The organism is Bifidobacterium sp. (genome assembly GCF_051876855.1).
GTDB lineage: Bacteria > Actinomycetota > Actinomycetes > Actinomycetales > Bifidobacteriaceae > Bifidobacterium.
The window spans coordinates 1-21833 of record NZ_JBJEIH010000018.1 but is presented as its reverse complement, the minus strand read 5'-3'; the positions used below and the strand labels follow the sequence as shown (position 1 = coordinate 21833).

Annotated in this window: 16 protein-coding genes and 1 tRNA gene; 12 read left to right on the top strand and 5 right to left on the bottom strand. The window is 61.2% G+C overall.

Annotation, left to right across the window (positions count from 1 at the left end):
* Positions 1–166 precede the first annotated feature (166 nt).
* The gene (leuA, locus tag ACI38B_RS00995) at positions 167–2080 is read right to left on the bottom strand and encodes a 2-isopropylmalate synthase (RefSeq protein WP_439729165.1); all 1914 of its coding nucleotides are present in this window, start codon (positions 2078–2080) and stop codon (positions 167–169) included.
* A gap of 339 nt (positions 2081–2419) precedes the next feature.
* Between leuA and ACI38B_RS00990 the strand changes: the two genes are divergently transcribed.
* Positions 2420–3811 (top strand): metallophosphoesterase family protein, encoded by a 1392-nt coding sequence (locus tag ACI38B_RS00990; RefSeq protein WP_439729164.1) that lies wholly within the window; start codon positions 2420–2422, stop codon positions 3809–3811.
* Between the two features lie 523 nt (positions 3812–4334).
* On the opposite strand, the gene ACI38B_RS00985 is transcribed toward ACI38B_RS00990, so the two are convergent.
* On the bottom strand, positions 4335–4499 hold the full coding sequence (locus tag ACI38B_RS00985) for a hypothetical protein (protein WP_439729163.1): 165 nt from the start codon (positions 4497–4499) through the stop codon (positions 4335–4337).
* A gap of 756 nt (positions 4500–5255) precedes the next feature.
* On the opposite strand from ACI38B_RS00985, the gene ACI38B_RS00980 reads away from it, so the two are divergent.
* Entirely contained in the window at positions 5256–6296 is a 1041-nt protein-coding gene (locus ACI38B_RS00980) for a Ppx/GppA phosphatase family protein (protein WP_439729162.1), read from the top strand.
* Positions 6297–6683: 387 nt separating this feature from the next.
* On the opposite strand, the gene ACI38B_RS00975 is transcribed toward ACI38B_RS00980, so the two are convergent.
* Together ACI38B_RS00975 and ACI38B_RS00970 are read right to left on the bottom strand one after the other, a co-directional pair.
* The gene (locus ACI38B_RS00975; protein ID WP_439729161.1) at positions 6684–7148 is read right to left on the bottom strand and encodes an Hsp20/alpha crystallin family protein; all 465 of its coding nucleotides are present in this window, start codon (positions 7146–7148) and stop codon (positions 6684–6686) included.
* A gap of 482 nt (positions 7149–7630) precedes the next feature.
* Positions 7631–8758, bottom strand: a complete 1128-nt coding sequence (locus ACI38B_RS00970) for a cation diffusion facilitator family transporter (protein WP_439729160.1) — start codon at positions 8756–8758, stop codon at positions 7631–7633.
* A gap of 187 nt (positions 8759–8945) precedes the next feature.
* Here ACI38B_RS00970 and ACI38B_RS00965 point away from each other — a divergent pair, with 187 nt between their 5' ends.
* The 5 genes from ACI38B_RS00965 to bcp all read left to right on the top strand — a co-directional run bounded on the left by ACI38B_RS00965 (position 8946) and on the right by bcp (position 16862).
* The gene (locus tag ACI38B_RS00965) at positions 8946–10475 is read left to right on the top strand and encodes a DUF3375 family protein (RefSeq protein ID WP_439729159.1); all 1530 of its coding nucleotides are present in this window, start codon (positions 8946–8948) and stop codon (positions 10473–10475) included.
* A gap of 114 nt (positions 10476–10589) precedes the next feature.
* Positions 10590–11486, top strand: coding sequence for a DUF4194 domain-containing protein (locus ACI38B_RS00960; protein ID WP_439729158.1), 897 nt, complete (start codon positions 10590–10592; stop codon positions 11484–11486).
* Positions 11486–15094, top strand: a complete 3609-nt coding sequence (locus ACI38B_RS00955; RefSeq protein ID WP_439729157.1) for an ATP-binding protein — start codon at positions 11486–11488, stop codon at positions 15092–15094. Before ACI38B_RS00960 ends, ACI38B_RS00955 begins: the two co-directional genes overlap by 1 nt.
* Complete coding sequence (locus tag ACI38B_RS00950; RefSeq protein ID WP_439729156.1) at positions 15091–16350, top strand: Wadjet anti-phage system protein JetD domain-containing protein; 1260 nt, start codon at positions 15091–15093, stop codon at positions 16348–16350. Before ACI38B_RS00955 ends, ACI38B_RS00950 begins: the two co-directional genes overlap by 4 nt.
* Positions 16347–16862, top strand: coding sequence for a thioredoxin-dependent thiol peroxidase (gene bcp / locus ACI38B_RS00945; RefSeq protein WP_439729155.1), 516 nt, complete (start codon positions 16347–16349; stop codon positions 16860–16862). The genes ACI38B_RS00950 and bcp overlap by 4 nt, the downstream gene beginning before the upstream one ends.
* 116 nt (positions 16863–16978) lie before the next feature.
* Here the strand turns inward: bcp and ACI38B_RS00940 are convergent, their stop codons facing one another.
* Positions 16979–17605, bottom strand: a complete 627-nt coding sequence (locus ACI38B_RS00940; RefSeq protein WP_026503340.1) for a DUF5701 family protein — start codon at positions 17603–17605, stop codon at positions 16979–16981.
* A gap of 137 nt (positions 17606–17742) precedes the next feature.
* Here ACI38B_RS00940 and ACI38B_RS00935 point away from each other — a divergent pair.
* From ACI38B_RS00935 to ACI38B_RS00915, 5 genes are all read left to right on the top strand, one after another.
* Positions 17743–17830, top strand: a tRNA-Ser gene (locus ACI38B_RS00935).
* A gap of 232 nt (positions 17831–18062) precedes the next feature.
* Positions 18063–19589, top strand: a complete 1527-nt coding sequence (locus ACI38B_RS00930; RefSeq protein WP_439729154.1) for a tyrosine-type recombinase/integrase — start codon at positions 18063–18065, stop codon at positions 19587–19589.
* Positions 19586–20560 carry a hypothetical protein gene (locus ACI38B_RS00925; RefSeq protein WP_439729153.1) on the top strand — a complete coding sequence of 325 codons (975 nt, stop codon included), beginning with the start codon at positions 19586–19588 and terminating at the stop codon, positions 20558–20560. The genes ACI38B_RS00930 and ACI38B_RS00925 overlap by 4 nt, the downstream gene beginning before the upstream one ends.
* A gap of 16 nt (positions 20561–20576) precedes the next feature.
* Positions 20577–20885 carry a hypothetical protein gene (locus tag ACI38B_RS00920; protein WP_439729152.1) on the top strand — a complete coding sequence of 103 codons (309 nt, stop codon included), beginning with the start codon at positions 20577–20579 and terminating at the stop codon, positions 20883–20885.
* Between the two features lie 421 nt (positions 20886–21306).
* Positions 21307–21558 (top strand): hypothetical protein, encoded by a 252-nt coding sequence (locus ACI38B_RS00915; RefSeq protein ID WP_439729151.1) that lies wholly within the window; start codon positions 21307–21309, stop codon positions 21556–21558.
* The last annotated feature ends 275 nt before the right edge of the window (positions 21559–21833 follow it).

Sequence of the window (21833 nt, the reverse complement as noted above, 5' to 3'; positions counted from 1 at the left end):
TCCGGCACGGCACAACCCGTCCGGCACGGCACAACCCGTCCGGCACGGCACAACCGCAATCCAGATAACAACGGGCCCGGCCACCGTGATGCACAGTGACCGGGCCCGAAGATGCCGTAAGCCGATACGCGTCCCGGCGAATCAGCTCAGGCTGCTGAACTCAAGCTCAGCGCTCGGAGCGGTTGATTGCGGAGATAATCGCCTTGAGCGAGCTGGTGATGATCGAGGAATCGATGCCGACACCCCAGATGATCTGGCTGTCGCCTTCGTCGCCGATCTGGCATTCCACGTAGGAGGCTGCCATGGCGTCCGTGCTCGCGGTCATCGTGTGCTCGACATAATCCATGACGGACACGTTGATCCCCAAATTGCTCACCGCGTTGATGAACGCGGCGATTGGGCCGTTGCCCATACCGGACAGCTCGCGGATATGGTCGTCGCCGCTGTCAGCGAGGTCGGCACCGCGGTCAAGCAGCTTGACCTTGATCACCGTGTCGGAGCCGTCCTCACCGGAGGAGACGGACACGTTGAGCAGCTTGAGCCGGCCCCACTGCTTCAGGGTCTCGTCGCCATGGTCGCCGACAACCGCACCCGCGGCGGTGGCGCCGGAATCCTCAACCGGCAGGTACTCGTCCTTGAACAGACGCCAGATGTCCTCGTCCTTGACTTCGCGCTTGGTCTCGTCCGCGTAGGCCTGCACGACCTTCTCGAACTCGATCTGCAAGCGCTTGGGCAGGTCAAGATTGTGGTTCGTCTTGAGCAGGTAAGCCATGCCGCCCTTGCCGGACTGGGAGTTGACGCGGATGATCGCCTCGTAGCTGCGGCCGATGTCCTTCGGGTCGATTGGCAGGTACGGCACCAGCCACACGAACTTGTCAAGGTCGGCGCCGGCACGCTCAGCCGCCACCTGACGAGCTTCCAGGCCCTTCTTGATGGCGTCCTGATGAGATCCGGAGAATGCAGTGAACACGAAGTTGCCGGCGTACGGGTGACGCTCGGAGATCTTCAGCTGGTTGCAGTATTCAACGGTCTTACGGATTTCCGGCACGTTGGAGTAATCGATCTGCGGATCGATGCCTTGGGTGAGCATGTTGAGTCCGAGCGTGACCAGATCCACATTGCCGGTACGCTCGCCGTTGCCCAGCAGGCAGCCTTCCACGCGGTCGGCGCCGGCGAGCACGGCCAGCTCGGTGGCGGCCACACCCATGCCCTCGTCGTTGTGCGGGTGCAGGGACAGCACGACGGAGTCGCGGTCCTTGAGGTTGTTCGACACGTACTCGACCTCGTCCGCGAACACGTTCGGCGTAGTCATTTCGACTGTCGCCGGCAGGTTGATAATCATACGATGGTCCGGCGTCGGCTTGATCACGTCAATCACCGCATTGCACACCTCGACCGCGTACTCCGGCTCGGTACCGGTGAAAGACTCCGGGGAATACTCGTAGTAAAGGTCCGTGCCCTTGGCTTCGCCCTCGAGTTGCTTGCACAGCGCGGCGGCGTCCGTGGCGAGCTTCTTGATGCCTTCCTTGTCTTTGCGGAAGACGACCTCGCGCTGCAGCACGGAGACGGAATTGTAGAAGTGCACGACCGCGCGCTTAGCGCCGCGCAGGCATTCGTACGTCTTGCGGATCAGGTGCTCGCGCGCCTGGGTGAGCACGATGATGGTCACGTCGTCGGGGATGAGCTCACGCTCGATAAGCATGCGGATGAAATCGTAGTCGGTTTCCGAAGCGCTCGGGAAGCCGACCTCGATCTCCTTGAAGCCCATGGACACCAGCAGATTCCAGAAGCGCAGCTTACGCTCGGAATCCATCGGGTTGACCAGCGCCTGGTTGCCGTCGCGCAGATCGACGGAGCACCAGCGCGGGGCGCGGTGCAGCTTCTTGTTCGGCCACGTGCGCTCAGGGAACTCGAACGGCACCTGCTTGTCGTAGGCGACGTACTTGTTGTACGGCATATTGCTCGGCTTCTGCGGGCCGCCGATGAATCGCGCCGGAGGCAGCAGCGGGTCGTTGTTCCCTCCGTTGGACGCTGCGGCGACTGCCGCGAGATCAAATACCGATGATTGATCCTGACCCATCACTCCTCCTTATCTTGGTTGTGCCGCGAAAACCACGGCAGCGTTTCAGGCGCGGCAATCCGCGTCGATGGGTGCCGTGCTGCGCGTTTACCTCCGCGTAACACAGACGGTTTCATCCTACCGGGAGGTATCCATATTCCATCGGCAGGTTTCGGGATATGACCATGAAACATCGGGGACAATCCTGCATTGCACACCCGTCTCCTGCGTGTCGACCATTGCAGGGTATCCGGGCGGCGTCACGGTCATGGGAACGCCGCGTGTACCGCAGATGAACAATCGGGATATTCCGCGCGCGACGCGTTCCTGCCCCCGACGTACCGCCGTAGAGTGGGATGCATGACGCTTCGATTCCGTGATGACGGCACGTTCCGTATCCTTCAGGTCTCCGACATCCAGGACGGCCCGCACGTCAACGAGGACACCTTGCAGCTGATCGGCGACGCCGTGCGTGAGGCCGACCCTGATCTGGTCGTGCTCACCGGCGACCAGATTCGCGGGTACGACCCCGCATACATCGACACATTCATCTCACGCCGCGGCGACAGGCCCGGCGACCATGTGCGCGTCGTCAGCCGGCTGGAGGCCGCGATCGAACACGTGCCATCGCAACGGGAGCTGTGCCGTCGCAATACCTTGCCGGCGCCTGACGAAGGCACGCTTATGGAGCGCACACGACAGAACGTGAGATCGACATTCTCGCAGTTCCTCGGGCCAATCGCCGCCCATGGCGTGCCATTCGCCGCCACTTACGGCAACCATGATTTCCAGTGTGGCATTGATGTGGACGAGCAGGACGACCTGTACCGCGAGATCGACGGATGCCTCAATCCGGTCGCCGGCAGCGGCCCACTCGCATTGGAACCCGGCACTTTCGCGCTTCCGGTGCTCTCGAGCGGCGGCGAGCGCATCGCGATGGGTGTGATGATGGTCAATTCCGGCGATTATGCGCTTGATGGGGACGCCTCGCGGGCGGTGCCATCTACTGGCCCGGTCAGTTCCGGGGCGCATCCGGTTGTGCAGGGGCGCGGGCTCGATCTCGTGGATTCCGACGGGTATGGTGTGCCGTCGGCCGCCGCGATTGACTGGCTGGCCGATGCCGAACACGAGTTGAGCGCGCGAAACGGTGATGGCATGCCTGTTCCCGCCATCGCCTTCCAGCACATTCCGACACAGGAGTTCTACGATTGCCTGCGCGAAGTGCCGTGGTGGACCATGAACGCCGTCGAGGGGACGCGGGCGTTCTCCGGGCGGTGCTTCCTGCTCGATGAGACGGTGTGCCGACCGGGTTCCATGCTCGGTGAATCGGTGAACTGCGCGGATATCAATGTCGGCGAGGTCGCCGCGATGAGACGCGCGGGCGGGTATTTCGCGCTGTTCGCCGGGCACGACCACAAGAACGCGTACGTCGGGCACGCCGGCGGGCTTGACTTGGGTTACGCGCCGACCTGCGGATTCGCCAGCTACGGCCCCAATGCCGATTTGCGCGGGGTGCGGCTGCTGACCTTCCGCGAAAATGACCCTGCAGCCTACCAGACGCGCATGATTACGTGGGGCGAGCTTGGCGGCGGTGCTGTGCACGACAAGCTGCGGGTGTTCCTTGGCGATTACGGCGCCGCCGATGCCGCAACCGTGCGCAACCAGCTGCGCCGGCCGAAAGTCGCGGGGGCGATTGGGGTTGCGGCCGCGGGCCTGTTGGGGGCCATCGCCGCGCACCGGCGGCGGCAGTAGGGTCGGCGGGCGGCCGGGCAGCAGCCGGGCGGTGGCCGGGGCGACGGGTACTTGCCGCCTTAGTATCTGCCTGCAATGTACTTGAGCAGTCACACCGCAGGCAGATACACCGACTTGTCCAGCCACCACAACGTGCAACCCGGCCGCCATGCAACCGACAGATTACACAACAGACAGATACCCGGCAGATTCCTCCATCCCGCCACCCAACCTCACCGCCGTGCGACCGCCCAGTCACACCGCAGACAGATACCCCAACTCATAACCGCTGCCACACCGTCCAACCCGATCGCGGTGCAACCGACAGATTACAGGACAGGGAGATACCCGACAGATTCTCCTGTCCTGCCGGCCTATTTACCCGCCGTGCGACTCAGCAGTCACACCGCAGGCAGATACACCGCAAATCCCCGGCCCTGCCACTCAACCCGATCGCGGTGCAACCACCCAGTCGCACCGCGGTCGGATAGCTGGCCTATACGCCTACTGCGCCGGTCTATCTGCCGGCTGTGCGACCCGCCAGTCACACCACAGGCAGATAGCCACCCGCGGGGCTGGGCTGGCGGCTCGCACGCACGCGCCTACCGCGCTGACGCCGCTGCCAATCCGCGTTCGCTTGCAGTCGCCGCTCCCAGATCCGGCGCTCCCACGTCACCATCGTGTCTGATGCCGATTGTCCGCTTGCCATCTCATGTCCTTTATATCCTTGATATTCCACTATCATCACCTCTTCGTCGTGAACCCCGCCATTGGCAGATTCGCCTTCAATGAATTCGTTGTTTTCCTCCGGATTGTCCCAGGCATCGCCCAGACTTCCCGGATTCCCGCGCGCTCCGGCGAACGTCAAACCGAGAGCGCCGAGCCGTCACAGCAGGCATCAACCGGAATATCAACAGCAGCCCGGTCGCCGCTATTGCACGATTTCGCCCACCGCCGCAATGTCAGCGGACGGCCTTATCCCCGGCCATCGTCAGTAAACAGGAACCCGCCATGCGACACATTCGGCTGATTCCTTCAATGGAATGCATCATCGGTCGAGACATTTCAGCAGGCTCCTTTCTGTTGTCCATTCGATTCGATCACCAATCGACCGCCGCCCGCAGCGATCACAACATCGCCGGGACCCGACACATCCGCCGCTTTCCACGCGATGAACCACTGCAGTGCAGCCATCGTAAGCATCAGAAAAGCGAACACGCAAGACCCCGGTTAGAGCCGCGACCGATACCCGGTCATCAAGCGGTCTTACAGCGCCCAAACGGCGGCACCCGCATGTACACTGCCAAGTAAAGGGGATGTGATGGCGGCCGGCAACACGGCCGCTCGTGTCTGCCAGCCGCAGGCGCGAACGATACCAGCATCACGGAAACTGTTGGCGCAAACCGTTCGCGGAAATCGCCTCCAGGAACCGTGCGATGCGTGATACACATCAGACAAGGTAAACATGTCGAACAAGACCGCAAAGAAAACAGCGTCCAACAAGTCCAGCGAGAGCTCCAAAGCCGTCAAGGAATCAGCGTCCACCGAGCGGAAACGGCATGTCCGGCTTGGCGTTCTCGATATCGGGTCGAACACCATCCACATGCTTATCGTCAAAGCCGCTCCAGGCGCGCGCCCGGAGCCGGAAGCCCAGACTCGCGTAGTCGTCAGGCTGATGCAATACCTCAAAGACGACGGTTCCATCCGCAAATCAGGGGTCACGGCGATCCTCGACGCAGTGGATGAATGCATGAAACTCGCGCGGAAATCGGATGTCACCACCATCGTGCCGATCGCAACATCCGCGATACGCGAGGCGGCCAACGGCCCCAAAATCCTCACCGAAATCAAACACCATATCGGTATGGACGTCACCGTGCTGTCCGGCGCAGACGAGGCGAGGCTCACATTCCTTGCGGCGCGACGCTGGTACGGCTGGGATGCGGGGCGACTGCTCGTGCTCGACATCGGCGGCGGCTCGCTCGAGGCGGCGGGCGGCGGGAACGAAGACCCGGATATCGCCATCAGTGTGCCGGCGGGCGCTGGGCGCATCACCCACGAGTTCCTGCCTGACGGCACGAGCGACGCGAAGAATCTGGCACGCGTGCACCGCAAAGTCGCCCAAATCGTCGACCCACTGGCCAAAACATTCGCCGATACCACGCGGCCGGACCATGTGGTCGCCACATCCAAGACGTTCCGCTCCCTCGCCCGCCTTGCCGGTGCAAAAGTGAAAACCGTCGGTAACGCGGAATCGTGGCATCTGAAGCGTTCGCAACTGGAGGATTGGATTCCGCGGCTGGCGGCGATCGACCCCGACCAGCGTGTCGCGCTTCCTGGAATCACACCGGAACGCACCTTGCAGATTGTCGGTGGCGCGGTCGCGGCGGACGAAGCGATGAAAGCGCTTGACGTCGACGAGGTGGAAATCTGCCCGTGGGCTTTGCGCGAGGGCGTGATTCTGCATTGGCTCGACCAGCATGGGCGGGCGAGTTTCGACTGGTGAACAGGCGCGTGCGATAGACGGCGTGTCTGGGACGCATCTGGGACATATCTGGAACGTGCCTAACAAATCAACGCAACCGGCGCGACCGACGAATCAGCGGAAGCGGCGGCCACATGAAGCCGGTCACTGCTTCTAGCGGCAGTCCACGCACTGCAATATCAAATCAGCAATAACCCGGAAAACCCCGGAAAAACAATGATGGGGGCGGAGGCTCGAAACCTCCGTCCCCATCATCAGGTCTAGGCTATGTGTCGCCACCCGCTATCAGTCAGCGTAGGCAACGTAGCAGCGGGCGACGTGAACACTCGCCATCGCGCACAATCGCCATTGATTCACGCGACCGGCGAACGCGTACCGCACATAGCGTCAACCGACGTGCACCGGCCGTCAGCCCTCAATCGCGATGCGATGAGCCTGCTCGACCTGCGACTTGGCCTCCTGCTTCGGCATCTGCAGATGCAGCGTGCCGTCCTTGTACGAGGCGTGGATATCGGATTCCTTCATGTCGTCGCCGACATAGAAGGTGCGGCTGCACGTACCGGCGTAGCGTTCGCGACGCAGCCACTTGCCTTCCTTGTCCTTGTCTTCCTTGGAATCATTGCGATGCGCGGAGACGGTCAGATACCCGTCCTTGAGCTCGACGTTGATGTCGTCCTTGTTGAAGCCCGGCATATCCATCGCGACCTCATAGCCGTGATCGGTCTCACGCACATCCGTGTTCATCAGGCTGCCCGACTGAGCGGGGGCAAGCTGACGGCCTTCGTCAGCCGCGTCACGCCAACCCGCGAAGAACGGGTCGTCGAACAGATCAGAGAACATCGTGTCATTCATCAAAGCCGGAAACATAGCCATAATCGGTACTCCTTCATATTTGGAGCCAACGCGGCTTGGCAGCCGACCGTATCAGCATCCAGATGCCGCCGGCCGGTTTCGTATACCCGCGTCCGGAACCCTCCCGGGCTCCTGACCTTGACCTTTCACTTCACCCAACTCCCCACAGCGTGGTTCATTCCGGATTTTCACCGTGGGGAAACATACAGGTGCGGAAGGATTCAGGATACTTGATATGACGCCATATCCAGCTGGCTGCGGGGCGGGCGGGAGCGGCTGCGGGAGATTGCGACCGATTTGTCTCTACCGCAATAACCTCCCGGGAGGATTCGGCGGGAACGACGATTTCGGGATGATCTCCCAGCGACATCGTTGATATTCCGCGACCCATGAAATCAGCCCGTTGGGAGTTTATCGGCGAATCCGCAGCAAGGCGATAAACTCCCGGGCGGCACTGGGACTTTCGTCAATCACAGCCACCGGCAAGAAAACTCTCGCCTGGCTCAATCCACCCAATCCTCGATTTTCGCGGCCTTGACCGGGTCATACATGTCTGGCTCCACAACAATATCCAGCGTGTAATACGGAATGGCGGCGCGCAGCTGCGCCTCCAGCCGGTTGATCGCGGCGGCGTCATCCAACTTGGCCTCGTTGCGGAACTGCACCTTGAGCAGCACGAGAATGCGCTTCTCGGACAAGTGCATGGCCGCGGGATCAGCGAGCACCCGTTCGACATCGGGATTCTCCGCCAGCACTTGCGTGATCACGCGATATGTGTGGTCGCTTGCGCCTTCGCCAATCAGCAGCGACGAGACCTGCACGCCCAGAAGCAGGGCACCCACGATCAGCAGGATGCCGATACTGGTGCCGCCGATGGCATCCCAAATCTCATCACCGGTCAGAATCGCCAACAGCGACCCCAAAAACGCGAAAGCCAGACCAATCACAGCCAGCGTGTCTTCGGCAAGCACAACCGCCAGATCACTGGATTTCGTACCTTTCCAGAATTTGATGAGACTGAACGGACCCGGGTCATGAGTCTCCTCGAAGCGCTCCTTCGCCTCCTTGATGCCGTTGTGCAGGCTCCACGCTTCAATCGCCATGCAAATCAAAGTCACGACCAGCACAATGGCCATATTGTGTGCATCCACGGCATGGGCTTGCGGTCCGCCGGACACGACTTCGCGGATTTTCGCGATGGATTCGCTCGCCGAATACACGCCGCCGATGGCGAACAGGGAAACCGCAACGATGAACGAGGCGAGATACCGCGCCCGCGACCAGCCCAGCGGATGCTTGCGACTCGGCGGCCGGTGCGACAGCTTATTGCCGATGATCAACGTGAGTTCGTTGCCGGAATCGGCGAGGCTGTGGACGCTTTCGGAGAGCATCGAAGCCGAATGCGTGACCATGAACACCACGAATTTCACGACCGCGACCATCACATTCGCCAGCAGCGCCGCGATGACGGCGATGCCGATTTTCGCGCTGTGTTTTTCGGTGCCGTCCGGGGCCAGATCGTGGTTCATGGCGGCGTTGCCGTTGGGCTGCGGCCGGTTGCGCGGCACATCATGCGCGATACCGGCAGCCGACGCCCGCCGCGTATCGTCCTGGTGGTCTTGTGTGGTCATCTTCGTCCTCCTTGGCCCGGTATCGCAACACTCCGAAACCGGTGCTTGTTCCAGCATAGCCCGGGAACGGCTGCGTACACCCGTGGTCTTCATGCGTGTCCGATAAGATGGTATTGGTATGCCGTCCCGCGACATTCCGGGCGAAATACCTGCAGCGACGGCGCAAACCAGCGGAGGAGGCAGTTTCGTGAGCGACGTGAGGGCGCAACTGGAACGACTGCGACCGGTCTATGAAACGGGCGTGCTTCGACTGCTGCTGCGCAACCATGCGATGACGTACGTCGCCCTACTGCGCACCTGTTTCAAACCATTGACCGCCGAACTGCCCAAAGAGACGCTTGAAGTGCGGCTCGCCGGCGCGCTTGAGGAGCTTGCACACGACGGCGAATGGCAGTTCAAAGACGGCGAAACCGCGCAGGACAGCGCTCATCAGACGCTTGTCGAACTCACCCGCGAAGGCGAAGGCGATTACGCGTGGCTCGCGAACTCGTATGATTCCGCTTCCCACCATTATCTGTACCGTTTGACGGCCCGCGCCCACCGCGCAATCGACGCGCTGTCCCAGCTTGAGGACACGACCCGCGCGCTGTCCGGCGCCCAGGCGAATTCCATCATCATGGAGGTCGAGAACGCCCGCAAACGCCTGACCGTCGATCCAAGCGAACGCATCGCCCTGCTTGAGGCCGAAGTCAAGGAACGCGAGCAGGAGATTGACCGGCTTCGCAACGGTGAATCCGTGGAGTCCCTGAGCGACAAGGATGTCGAGGATATCATCGCCGTTGTGCACAACACTTTGCGCGGCGTGCCGGTCGACCTGCATGAGCTCGCGCTTGAGGAACGCGACAACGGCGACGCGCTGCGCCGACGCATGCAGGAAAACTCAATGAGCGTTGACGAGATTCTTTCCGCATACCATGAGCGCTACCGCCGCTCGATGCGCGAGTCAGACAGCGGACGGCGTTTCGAGGACGCGTTCCAGGTGATTGTGACCGACGAGGGTCGGCGGCAGATCGATGACGCGGTGCAAGATATCGCAAAAAGCCCATATCTGCACGGTGAGCCAAATCAGCTGCTCAATCAGGTGCGGGCGGAATTGAAGCGGATTTACGAAGGCATCGAGGACGTCCGCCATCAGGTGCGCGTCTCGGACGAAGCAGTGAGCCGTCTGGTCCGGCAGCGCAGCGACACCCGGTATCGCACGGCGTTGGACACGTTCAACCGGCTGTTCGCGACAATCAGTCAAGAAATCAAGGCCGGCACGTCTTCTCCCAGCCCGTATTCGTTTGATGTGGGCGACGCCACGCTGCTCGCACTGCCTACACGGCCAGCACGCCCGATGGCTTTCGCAGCGCCGCCGAGTCTGGAGGCCATGTCATCGGTTCAGGATGACGACAATCCCGGCTTCGCCGACGTGGATTTGCGCGCGATGGTCGAGGCGGGCGGACCGCGGTTGCGGCATATGCTGTCGCTGATCGTGCAAGACCCAATCATGCGCGATGGGCGGGTTGACGTCGCGGCAAGTTTCAACCAGTTGAGCGATTCAGAACGTCGCGAAAGCGAACTGGTCGGTTTCCTGGGGGCCTTGCGTGTGGACGATGACGGGCAGTTCTCGACATGGCGATGCGTGTCCGCGGACGGTACGACACGCGCATGGCGTACACGTCCTGTACTTGCAGACGTTGGCGTGTTGCATGAGATTATCGAAGAGGATGCATGACGGATGCCGACCGGTGACGGACGGCGACCGCGAGGGGCGAGGAGCACAGGCCGGATCAGCGCGAACGGCACGTACGCGAACCGGCGACACGGAACTTGTGGAAAGGGCGGGACGATGACCGACGAACTTGATGACATGATGGCCGCCATGGGCACTGCTCGTATGGACGGCGACACCGACGCCACGGCGGATGCCCGTGAAGATGGCTTCGGCGAGACCGACGGGGTGCCGAATGCCGGCGTGGACACTGACACCATGGGGGATATCGACCCTGCGGACAATCCACATGCGCTGTTTCCCGGGGACACGAGCACGATGGACGCCGACGCACGCGCGGTCGCCATCGCGCTGAAACGTGACCGGTTCATCACTGGCGACACGTATGAGACGGCGTTGGACCATGTGGACGAGGTACGCCGCTCACTCAACGACGACCTGCTTGAACTGGTCGATGTTCCGCGATACCAAGTGATGTACGCCAGACCGGTCACAGCGGACGGATTGGGGTTGCGATCCTTGAAAACCCGGGCGTCGCTGACGCGCGAGGAGGCGGCGATGCTGGCTCTGCTGCGCATTCGCGTGCTCGGATATGAAAGTTCGCGCGAATCGTCCAAAGACTGGATCATCAGCGCGGATGACATCCGCGCCGCGCTGACCACAGGCGCCGGCTGGCTTGCCGCGCGCAACGACGAAGAAGGCGTGATGAAACGCATCGGCATCGCGATTTCACGGTGCGTGACCTACGGATATCTCGCCCCCGTTGAAGACACCGATGACATGTATCGCATCACGCCGCTGGTTCCTGCCGTACTCACCACCGAGCTTGCCGAACAGTGGCTGGGCGAAAGCGAGAGCAGCGCCACTGACAGTGCGGACGGCCCCGAAGAAGGCGTACAGGTAACCGCGAATACCGATACGCCTGATATTGCCGATACGACATACACGAATACCGTTGACGGTTTGCATGCCGGCGCCACTGCCGCCCAAACCGGCGAAGAAACGAGGTTGTGATGACCAACGAAGCGCTGATGGCGGATCACTGGATGCTTGCCAGTCGCCAACTGGTCAATTGGGGGTCTTACGAGGGCTACCATGTGTTCCGCCCGTCCATGGATCCGGACATGCCGATCACCTTGCTTGCGGGTGCCAGCGAATCCGGCAAATCCACGCTGGTGGACGCGCAGAATTCCCTGCTCTACCCTGCTGGTACGGCGTTCAACAAGGCCTCGAATTCCGGGCGTTCTGAACGCAGCGACTACACGTATCTGCGTGGCATGACCGCCGTGGCAGATGACGCGGAAGGCGGGACGGCCGTCTACCTGCGCGGTTCGGCCGAGGACGGCACGCCGAGTGCGGTGTGGGGAGCGATTGTGGACACCTATGTCAACCGTATGGGCGGCGAGATGCTCTCATGCGCGAAATTCCTGTACCTGTCCCCCGGCGACGAGCGTGGCAGTGTACGACGCCAATACGTGTCCTGGAACCATGAAATCGATCCGCGAAAGATGGACGGCTACCGGTCCTCACCGTTCACCGCCGACCAATTACGCAAGGTGTATCCGGGATGCGCGGTGTATTCGAACGCGGAAAACTTCCATGAATCCGTGTGGACACGCATGGGGTTGAAAGCCGCCGCATGCCGGTTGCTGTACAAAATCCAGTCGGCGGACGCGCCCTCACGGCTTGACGATATTTTCAAGCAAGGTGTGCTCGATGTCCCGAACGCCCTGACCAAGGCGCGCGAAGCGGTTGAGGATTACGATCGGTACGCCGAGAACTTCCGCAGTATGGAAGAAAACGCCCGACAGATGGACGCCTTGCGTGAAATCCGCGACGAACATGCCGAATACGATAAAGCGGCCGGGCAGGCGCGTGATCTGCAGGTCACCGATCCGCAAGATGACGCCGGATTGGCCACCTTGCGCTCGTGGGTGTTCTCCCGGTTGGCCTCCGCGGTACGCGCCCAGTTGCCGCAAGACCGCCACGAGCTGGAACAGCAGCAGGAACAATGTCGCAAAGCCGATACGACAGTCGAAAACGTGCAACGCGAACTCGGCGAAGTCACCGAGATGATGCACGGCGCCGGCGGCGACACCCTGACTCATCTGGAAAACGAGCGTGAGCAGGCGTTGCAGGAGCTGGAACGGATGCGTCATACTGTCGGGCGCATCCGGCAGGCGTTCGCTCGAGCGGACGAGCCGATGCCCCAATCCGAGGCATCGTGGGAACAGCGCCAGCAGGAAGCCCGGGATTTCATCGAGGACGCGGATGCGCAACGCGATGAACTCCAGCGGCAGCGGGACGCTTGCGTGGTCCGCCGCAAAGGTATCACCGACCGTCTTGACCCAATCAAGCGCGATTTCGAACGGCAAAGCCGCAAGCGCACCCGTATCACGCAAGACATGGAAGACGACCGCGCGGCGATTGCGCGGGCGACCGGGCTGAGCGAGCGCGATCTTCCCTATGTCGCCGAGCTGATGGACGTGCGCAAAGACGAAGAGCGGTGGCGTACCGCGATGAACGTGGCTTATGGCCCCATTGCGCAGATCATCTTGGTCGACCGCCGTTACGAACGGGGATTCGCCCGAAAAGTCAGCACTATCGACCCATCAACCATGTTCCGCCGCACTTGGCAGTTCATTGATATCGACGATATCGACAATCAAAGCGGCACCCAAGAACACGGGGAGGACGGCGAGCGCGACGACCGACTGTCCGGAAAACTGCGGTTCCGTGAGGATTCCCCATTCTTGGGATGGCTGCGCGAGCAAACCACATCCCGACGGCTTGACGCGCTGTGCGTCGAGCATATTGATGACGCCGACACCGCCCGGCAAATCCAGCCGGACGGGCAGATCAAAGCCGGTCAGCGCGGTTCGTATGGCACCAAAGGCATCAACCAGGTCATAGGTTTCGCCGACGAAGCGTACCTGCGCGGGCTCAAACAGCAAATCGACCGCCTATCCGAACAGCTCAGGCAGTGCGAATTGGATGGGGAGGACATCAAGCGCCAGCAAAGCCATCTGGACGAACTGCGTACCTTGTCGTCGCAAATCGCCGATCTTTCTTGGGCGGAAGTCGACGAAGCCGGCACCGAAGCGAAGGTGGAACGCCTTGAGCACGACATCGACACGCTGCGCAACGACCCGAAACTCGCCCAGCTTGCCGAACGACGTGATCAGCTCCAGCATGCGCTGCGGGACGCGTTGGACTCGCAGGCGAACGCCCGGTTCGCTGCCGCCAACACGCAGCAGGCCGTCGACGCCGCAGAAGCGTGGCTGACCGAGCGCGCGGGACAGATCGCCGACACCGCGGAGCAGCCGACGCTGCCGGATACCGTCACCGAACTGCTATCCACCGCGTACAACGCGGCGACCGGTTCTGTGGCCGGCGAGCTGGCCCATATGACCGTTCTGCCAGGGCAGCCCGGAATCCGGCGATTCGACGAGCGGGTGCTCGGCATGGTGGGCACTGCGATTACCAAGCGCATCAGCGAGGCAGCCACTCAGGCCAACAAGGCGCGCACATCCGTCGAACGGCGCATGTCCGACTATCTTGCCCGCTGGGCCGCAGACGACACGACTGTCACCCCCACGGTGGACGACTACCGGTATTACGAAGACGAGTTGAGAGACCTGTCCAAGATTGTGGCGAAGGCAGCGACCCCTGAGGAAATCGTCAACAGCGTGGACAAGATGCAACGCGACTTCAATGAGCTGAGCATGAGCCTCGAAAATGACCAGCGCGAGGTGCGTGAACAGCTCGACCGCATCAACTCCATGCTGCGCGACCAGCAGTTCGGGCCACGCCACGGCAGCCTCACCCTCGACGTCACCATCAGGCCACGCAGCGCGGCCTTCAACGGCACGTTACGCCGGACTATCGGGCGGCTCAACAGCTGGCAGGCGGAGCAGCCCTCTGGCGGCGCTTCCGACAGCCGCACCGCGAAACGAGCGTTCGACAGCTGCAAACCGATGGTCGAACTGTTGCGTGGCGAGCTGGGCAAAGTGCGCGATACCGCGGGAATCCGCCAATATGGCGCCCGTGATCTCGATTCCCGTGCCCGCAGCTCCTTCTACGCGGTTGTCCACCATGATGACGGACCCGACGAACGCATCTCCTCGACCGGCGGCAAATCCGGTGGAGCGTTGCAGGAGCTCACGTCCTTCGTGTACGGGGCTGCGCTCATCTACCTGCTTGGCGGCGACATCAGCGGACACCCCACTTACACCACACTGTTCCTCGACGAAGCGCTCATCAAGGCGGACGGCCGGTACACGCAGCGCGCACTTGCGGTGCTGCCACGGCTGGGATTCCAAGTCATCGTATCCGCGCCGGAGAGCAAAACCGGCGAAATCCTTGAGATGGCGACGCGCGGCTATGTGGTGCTGAAAGACGAGCAGCTTCATTCGCATCTGCAGGAGCTCGATTTGGTCGGCGCGCACGCGGACGGCGGACCATTCGAGCAGCGCAATCCGTCAGCCGGCAAATCGTCGACAGGCACGGCGGCTTCCAGCATTCCGGCTGATGCCGGGAACGCCGACGATACCGCGGAAACCAGCGATGTCACAAATAGCGGCGATTCCACGGCCTCAATCAGCGGAAGGCCACAGTCATGACCGGCGTACGCGCACGTGGCGTGAACGCCCGGACAGCGCCTACGGAAATCCGCGATGCCGTCACCAGATATCTGCGACGGCGTCGATATGATGCCGAACCGCAATGGCCGTTGGTTTTCTCTGTCAGGTGGCCGGACCAGCGCACGCTGACCGCCCAAGCGCCCGACTGGCATAAGGCCAACAATGCGTTGCGCGAATGGGCGCAACGTCAAGGTTGCCCGGTCTCGAACAAGCACCGGCTGATGGTCACGCCGGTGGAGTTGATCGACACGGTGACGGTTGCTGATGAACACACCGCGTTGCGAATCGCGGACCGAGCGAGCGCCCGGCACTACCGCAAGGCGCGCCAGCGCATCGACCTGCTGGCCGACGAGTGCTCGATTCTCCGTGACACCGCGGCATCCGTGGCGAAAATGCTGGACGACGAATCGGATGTCGATGTCACGCTGGTGATTCGCGCCGCGCAGTTCTTCGGCACGCACGATGCAACCGGGTTGACTCCACGGCAGGTCCCGCTCGCCGGGTTCAGCGCGAAATGGCTTGATCAGATGCGTCGCCGCAACGCCATCTGCACCTTGTGCGGCAAGGATTCGCTGGGACTGTCTGACCGCCCGCCGGAGCTACGTATGCGCTGGCTTGACCCGGCATACTCGAACGAACCGGAAATGATGATTACCAGACCGTGGCGGCCCAGTGGCGAGCGCGACATCCGCTATGTCATCATCGTGGAGAATAAGGATACTTACCAATCCATACCCGACATCGCGCACGGATTGTGTGTCTGGGGAGCCGGTAAGGCGATTTTGGCATCAATCACGCTGCTACTGCCGTGGCTTGTCACCGCAAGGCCGGACGACGGGGATGATTCCAGTCCGCAGGTCGTCTATTGGGGCGATATGGACGCCGATGGCTTGGAAATCCTCGACGCCGTACGGCACACCGTGGTACGCTGCCAATCGCTGTTCATGGATTTGGAAGCCTACAACCACTACTCATGGTTCGGTACCAATCTCTCTTCATCCAGTACGCCGCTCACTTCGCGCGAACCCAAGGCGACGCCCACACTTGATTTTGGCGAGCATGAGCTCTATCTGCTCACATGCGGCGAGGCCGTCGGACAATCTGACGAATCAGGTTTGTCCGACAGCCCGCCTCATCTACGCGTCGAGCAGGAGCGAATCCCGCTTGTTGACGCGGCCGATGCGCTCCGTTCGCTTGGCTGGCCGGTATCCGACGATGACAAGGAGACACGATGACAGACAACGCACACCAGGCGCCCGTACGGCTCGAAGCCGGGCAGGCTGCCCCGGATTTCACGCTCCCCGGCGACACGGGCGAAACCGTCACCCTGTCCGCACTACGGGGCCAGAACATCGTCCTATATTTCTATCCAGCGGCGATGACCCCAGGTTGCACGACGGAAGCCTGCGATTTTCGCGACAATCTTGCGCGTCTGTCGGCGCGAGGATTCACCGTGCTCGGCGTGTCGAAGGATTCGCTCGACAAGCTTGCGCGATTCCGAGAACGCGACCATCTGACGTTCCCGCTGCTGTCGGACCCCGATCTGACTGTGCATCGTCTCTACGGCGCGTACGGCGAGAAGAATCTGTACGGCAAAGTGCGCTTGGGCGTAATCCGTTCGACCTTCGTGATTGACGGCGATGGCATCATCCGCGTCGCGAAATACAACGTGCGGGCGAAAGGGCATGTCGATGCCTTGTTGCGGGCGCTCGACAAGCTCGATGATCAGGAGTGGATGCGGCAGTAGAGCGGACTGATCATAGACTGATCATAGGTTGGTCACGGGCTGATTGCGGGCGCACAATGCCCGGTAATCACGTCCAATGGCTACGCCCAGTAGCCGTACCCAATCACGCCTATAAATCACGCCCAATGAAAGAGCGAAACCCCACAGCGCGAACGGCAGTAGGCGTTTCCCAACCACGTGTGCCGCGAATTCGGCCAGACGGCCCCCAATCTTGGAGCGTTCTGGCTCATCCAGATGCTGGGCGCGCGGCCGTCGGCGCTGCGCGAACCGAGCAGGTTGAACCCGTTTTTCTCCACCAGCCAGTCCGGATGCTGGGTGGCGATGGCGAGCCCTTCCTCAAGCGTGAGCGGCAGACGCTCGTCGGAGTCGATGAGTTTGCGCGCAACATCCGGTTCGCGGTTGATATATGCGGTGCCCGTGTGCGGGTCGATGACCAGGTAGAACGGGCCTTCCGGCGGCTCGAAACCGTCTTGCGGCAGGAAACTGGCGATATCGCGTGGCGGCATCGTTGTGAAACCGGCCATGCGGTTGATGCTGGTTCGTGCGATCAGGGATTCCGGCGACACCAACTCGCGCGTAGGCACGAGCAGGATATTCGAACCGAGGTCGCTGTCTTCGAGCGCGCTGATAAGCGGGCGGGCAAGCGCACGGAACGCCTCCGCGCTCATATCGGCCACATCAGGGTAGCCGAGCGCGACAATACGGTCGAGCTGCTTAAGTGCTTCCTGTGATGCGATGGACATACCTCCAAGTGTAGGACATCCACGTGAGGGGCGGCGCTTCGTGCGCGACACACCCACGCGGGTTTGCATGTCCGATAGTTCGTGGTACTCTATTCGAGTTGCCCGGTTACGTGCGCAAGCGCGTTTCCACAAGCAATGGAGGATTCGCCTAGTGGTCTATGGCGCACGCTTGGAAAGCGTGTTGGTGTAACAGCCTCACGAGTTCGAATCTCGTATCCTCCGCCAACAGGGTTTTCAGTGAAAGCTGAAAGCCCTTTTTTCATGCCGAAAAACGGCGGAATTTCAACGATTTCCCTTGATTTTCCGCCGTTGTCGCGTTCATGTCGCAAATACGTTTTATGCCCTGTAGGGCCATCGAAATGCGTATGATGTTTGGTGAATTGTTTGGTAGCCCCATCAAGCCGACCATGTTTTACCAAACATCCCACCGGCGGGGGCATGGGAACGGAGGACACCCATGGTCAGGCGATCGTCATTCGGCAGCGTATACCCGAAACCGAGCAAAGCGAAACCGAGATACCTCGAGGCGCAATACCTTGTACCGGTCGGCGCATGGAAGAAATGGCCGAAACAGCTGACAGCAAAGAACGGGGAGCCGAAGAAGAAAATCTACAGGAATTTCAAGCTGACACAGGAAGCCGACGCATGGAATTGGATACACGCCGCCGAGAAGGCCATCGACATGGGCGTATGGGAACCGCCCGAGCTCGAGGAAGCCAAGACCAAGGCAGACACGACCACGTTCAGGGAATACGCCGACTACTACCTCGAGCATCACAGGAAACGCAACGGTGACCCGATCGCCCCGACGACCAAGGACAAGTACCGGCAATACCTCCGTGACTATCTGCTGCCATTGTTCGCGGACAAGCCAATGACGGCGTTCACGGAACGGGACATACAAGAATGGGCCGATTCCATGCCCGTCGGCAAGGCCGGCGAAGGGCAGTCGATCAAACACCACGTATGGGAGCTGATTCACGCCATGTTCCTCGAAGCGTGCACAAAACCATGGCAGGACACAGGGGAACCACTATTGACCCGGAACCCCGTCGTCATCAGGGTTGACCGGCCCGACAGGGAGATCGCCAACGGGTCGGCCACCCCCGAGGAGATACAGACGATAGCCGACCACATGCCCGACCGCATGGCACTGATCATCTACCTATGCGGCGTGATGTGCATGAGGCCGGGCGAAGCATACGCGTTGCAACGGCAAGACGTCGTACTACCCGACACCGGCACGGACTACGGGGTGATCCACATCACCAAGAGCGCCAAGCAGATCACGCGCGACGGGCATAAGATCATGTCCGCCGGCAGCACCAAGACCAAGGGCAGCGTCCGCGACATGGACATACCACCGTTCATGATCCCGATGATCCGCGCCCACCTCGACCGTTTCGTAGACGACACGCCCGACGCTTGGCTGTTCACCGGCGAGCGCACACGGGAATTGATCCGCGATCAGAGCGTGCGAAACGCATTCTACCGGGCGCGGGCGTATGTCCCCCGTTTGGACGCGTGCAAGTTCCGTCTCTACGATTTCAGGCACACGGGGCTGACGTCCGTCGGCCACAGTACGAACAGCCTGATCGAGGTCATGCGCGCTGGCGGGCATACGCAGGCGAAAACAGCCATGCACTACCAACACTCGACCGATGAAGGACGCCGGGAAATCACCGAGAAAATCCAAGCCGAATGGGACACATCACAAGACCACGCCGGACAAGCCGCCACGCCCGACACGCCGCACGACACGCCGACACGGGAACCCGCTACCGGCACTAGTGGCACGACGGCAGGAGACGACAACGTGGCGGCGCTCGCCAATGCGCTCGCCGGTATGCCGGTTGCCGATCGTGTGGCCATGCTCGATGGTGTGGACGCCGGTACGGTGACGCGGGTGTTGGCGGCCATGCCGCCGGCGCAACGGTTGGAGACCATCACGGTATTGCATAATGGAAAGGAGAATCGGGAATGAGTCGGGCAAGTGGGGTAAGCAAGGAAGACGCGGGACGGTTCCGCCGGCTCGTCAAGCGTTTCTCGTCCGATGGCAATGGCGCCTATGCGCTGCTCGTGCTCTCGTACTGGCTGAACGGCAGGAAGGCCGCCACCGCGCTTGCAGCCCATATAGAAATGTTCCATGATACAATCGGCCCAGAGGCAAGCTGGCGGTTGATATCGTCCATTGATGAGAATTACCCCGAATTTGCGCGTTACATGTCCACCGATATTGACTTGCGGGAGATGGAAGCGCTTGAACGCAAGGCGGCCGGCATGTTCTGTGACGGGTTCCTATCCCACCCCGAGTATCCGGCAGAGGAAGGCTGGTTGTACGCGCGGATGCTGACACGCGGGGCGTACAAGGTGGGCGCCGCCGACAGACTGACCACATTGGCCCAGAAGGGGAAACTCTTCACCGACGGGTTCCGGCCGATCGTTACCATGGACGACATGCCCGACTACACGACCGTTAAGGCATGGGATGATGAGGTGCTTGAACGTATGAACGCGTACGCGGTATGGTACACCGGTCCATCGGCGGCGCAGCGAGCATACGACTATGAACGGTTCGACAAATGGCATCCCGAGTATGAGCGGGCGGGCGTCCACCCTGACAAGCCTGTCAGGACCGCTGACGTGGTACAGCTAGTGCTATACATGGCCGAACAAGGCATGAAAGACAGTAAACGCATATTCCGCGACTATCTCGAAGATACGTATGCAGGCCCACTCGAACAGGTTCGTGACCCGAGGTATGGGGAGCTCAAGGACAAGCCCAGACCAACCACGGAGACACTCGCGTTCGCCCCCGGGTCTTCATGGTGGGTCATCAAGCTTGCACTCGTGGAAGCCCCCGACTATTCACCATATTTCACGCCCGTGGACGGCGGCGACCCCGTACAGGCGTACGACGATTACCTGAAACGCAGGCAGGACGGGCAGGCCTAGGAAAGGAACAACCACCATGTGCGGAGAATACGTCGGGGAGAACGACACGGTGGAACCCGGCACCACCATTGTCGGGAGGATTACATGCGATGTGCTGGGGTTGTCTTGCGAGATATTCCGGGACGACCTCGAGGGGTACATATGCGGGTCTTACGTGGCGCAGGGCGACGGGGAGATGACCGCCGCGTCCATCGCCGCGATACGCGAACACGCCGGACAGTTCGCGGCGGCTTGCGACCATTGGATACGCCGGGCGCTCGCCGATGCCGGTCCCGGCTACCGGTGGCATGAGATCACGCCGGGCGGCGCGATAGGACGCCCATAGCCCGAACGACTGTCGTAAGGCGGCGTAAGGCATATGCGGGGGACGGTAACGTGCAAGGGTGCACCATCGTCCCCCGCGTTTCTTTCACCGTTTTGGGTGTCTAATTGTCTAATCCCTTGTGGCAGTAGGGCTGACGGTGTCTAATTGTGTGTCTAACCGGTGTCTAATTGTCTATTTGTCTCAGGCAACCCGCTTATACACGACGCATGAAAACGACACGCCGTGGTATCACCGGTCTTCACATGGGTTATATATTGGGGGGTACGGCCGCTTGGAGCCGCGAAAGTTTCCAAGATACGACGACCCGCGTCGGGCAATAGCGGGCGGCACGCGCGACGAACGCCGGGAAAAACATCCAACCTGATATATGGCATGAGTGTACCCGTATCTTCGCGTACCCTGTGCCGGGAAGGACAACGCCATGGATGGCGTATCTACTATCAATAGTGAGACCAAGACCGCTACCGCCACGAAGCGGGCGAGGAAAACCAAGACCGTCGATGACCTCGAACCCATTGCCGTGACCGTGACCGAGGCCATGCGGCTGATGGGGACTCGTGACAACAGGATCATATACGGGATGATCCGGCGGGGGGAAGTCAAGGCGCGGAAGATCGGACGCATGTTCTTCATTTCGTACGCCTCGATGAAGGAACTCATGGGGGAGGCGTGAACGTGACCACCGCATACAGAAGAACCCCCCGCGGTAACGCGGGAGGCACGAAGGATATTCCCTATTCTACCGTGTGCCATGGATATGGTTACGGTAGCGTAACCCGTTGGGGGGTGAGCGCGTGAGCGGCATCACCTCGATACGCCGCGTTTTGGACGCGGCCGACGCCCACGGGTTGAGGGTCCGGCCGAACCACGCGGACGACTACATGATGCAATGCCCGTTGCACACGCCGGACGATAACCCGTCGGTGCATGTGACCTACCGGGACGGGC